The organism is Streptomyces scabichelini (assembly GCF_011045015.1).
In the GTDB taxonomy this organism is placed as follows: Bacteria; Actinomycetota; Actinomycetes; order Streptomycetales; family Streptomycetaceae; genus Streptomyces; species Streptomyces scabichelini.
Genome location: NZ_JAAKZY010000452.1, coordinates 1 through 1,940, shown reverse-complemented (window position 1 = coordinate 1,940; position 1,940 = coordinate 1). Strand labels below are relative to the sequence as shown.

The 1,940-nt window shown below is 65.5% G+C and carries 2 protein-coding genes and 1 pseudogene; 2 read left to right on the top strand and 1 reads right to left on the bottom strand.

Going from position 1 to position 1,940, the window contains the following annotated elements; all coding sequences use genetic code 11:
- Positions 1–71: 71 nt before the first annotated feature.
- On the bottom strand, positions 72–1,361 hold the full coding sequence (locus G5C60_RS50590; protein WP_165271063.1) for an RNA-guided endonuclease InsQ/TnpB family protein: 1,290 nt from the start codon (positions 1,359–1,361) through the stop codon (positions 72–74).
- A 28-nt stretch (positions 1,362–1,389) separates the two neighbouring features.
- On the opposite strand from G5C60_RS50590, the pseudogene G5C60_RS54420 reads away from it, so the two are divergent.
- A pseudogene (locus G5C60_RS54420) lies at positions 1,390–1,452 on the top strand (hypothetical protein); the annotation flags it as partial.
- 153 nt (positions 1,453–1,605) lie between these two features.
- On the top strand, positions 1,606–1,940 hold a 335-nt coding region (locus G5C60_RS52935; RefSeq protein ID WP_241267667.1), incomplete at its 3' end, for a nucleotide pyrophosphohydrolase.

Genomic DNA, 1,940 nt, shown 5'->3' with positions numbered 1-1,940 from the left:
CCTCGGGGGTGGGCGGGGTCACGGTGGTAGACCTGGACCGTGACAGAACTTGATTTGACATCCTCCCCCTCTCAAAAGAGGGGGATTCCAACCCAGTCAGGTTGAGGTTCACGGACGCTCGACCGCTGTGTGGGCGGTGTCGTCCCTCCGACACAGGCTGAGCGCCTGGGGCGGGGGATTCCGCCCTGTCCTGCCGCGACGTTGATTGCTGCGTTCTCGTCGGCGTTGCAGGCGAAGCCGCAGGAGGAGCAGACGAACTCGGCTTGGCTCTTGCGCGAGTTCTTGTCGATCCATCCGCAGGCGCCGCATCGCAGACTGGTGTACGGGGCGGGGATCTCCTCGACCCGGCCGGGGGCTTTGTCCTCCGTGCGACGACGGAGCAGCCCCCAGCCCTGGGCAAGGATCGCCCTGTTTAGCCCCGCTTTCTGACGCACGTTTCGGCCGGGCTGTTCGACCGTCCCCCGTGCGGAGGCGGTCATGTTCTTGATGGTGAGCTTCTCGAAGCGGATCGTGGCATAGGTCCGGGCGAGCGTGGTTGAGGTCTTCTCACACCAGTCCTTGCGCCGGTTCGCCTCCCGGGCCTTGAGCTTGGCGGCCTTGGCGTACTCGGCGGCCTTGCGCTCGCTGCCCTTGGGTGCCCGTGCGGCGCGGCGCTGGTGCTTGCGGATCCGGGCGCGTTCCTTGACCGTGAGCTGCGGACAGTTCAGTTTCCGGCCGTCCGACAGGGCAGCGGTGATGGTCACACCCCGGTCGATGCCGATGACTTCACTGGTGCCGGGCCCTGCGACCGACTTGGGGATCACGGCGAAGGCGAGGTGCCACTGACCGTTTTTGAACGTGACCCGAAAGGTCTTCGCCTGCGGCAGCTCAGAGCGAGTGTGACGGAAGCGGACCCAGCCGCAGCCCGGTACCTTGACCTGAGCCCACCGGCGGTTGAGCTTGTGCACCACCACCGACCGGCCCATGACGTGCTTGCCTGTCTTGGCGTTGAGCTTCGGCGAGCCGTCCTCATGGCACTCAGGTACGCGGTCGGTCCCGATGACACGAAAGCCCTCGTGCTTGTACTTCTTCCGCCACGTGGGCTCACCGAACCCGGACGCGAACTTCGCTGCCTTGGCTTTGGCGAAGTCTTTCAACGCCTGCTGCTGGACATTGGCATTCCCGGCGCCGAGCCATTCGTTCTCGTGCCGGGCTTGGGTGAGCTGTCGGCATTGCTCGGCGAACCCGGGTGCGGGCCGTTTGCCCATGCGCCAGTGCGAGTGCTGCTCGACTGCCAGGTTCCACACGTACCGCGCATGCGCGCAATGCAGCAGCATCTGCTGTTCCTGCTGCGCAGTCGGGTACATCCGGAACCTGGACATGATGTCAATATAAGGTCATTATGAGGTCATGGTCAATTATAGATTCCGCATCCCCGATGAGCTGTACGAGAAGGCGAAATCTACCGCCGACGCACGGGATCGCTCGCTGAACTCCTACTTGGTGCACGTGGTCCGCCTCGCGGTTGAGTCGGGTGATGCGCCCGATCGCCTTGGCGGCGACCCGGCTAGCCTGCCCGGCTACCCGGGAGCGGGCATTCACCCCGGCTTTGAAGGACCTGGTGCGCTGCCTGAAAGAAAGGTGGCGCAGCTCCAGCGCAGGCTGGCCGCGTTCGCGGCGGCGCGGAACTGGCAGCCGTACCACACCCCGAAGAACCTGGTCGCCGCGCTCAGCGTGGAGGCGTCCGAACTCGTCGAGATCTTCCAGTGGTTGACGCCGGAGGAGTCGGCACGCGTGATGTCCGACCCCGACAAGGCGTCCCGCGTGACGGACGAAGTCGCGGACGTGCTGGCGTACTTGCTCCAGCTGTGCGAGGTGCTCGACATCGATCCCCTCGCGGCGCTCTCCGCGAAGATCGACCGGAACGAGCGGAGGTTTCCGGTGGGGGAGGGGCCGGGGGC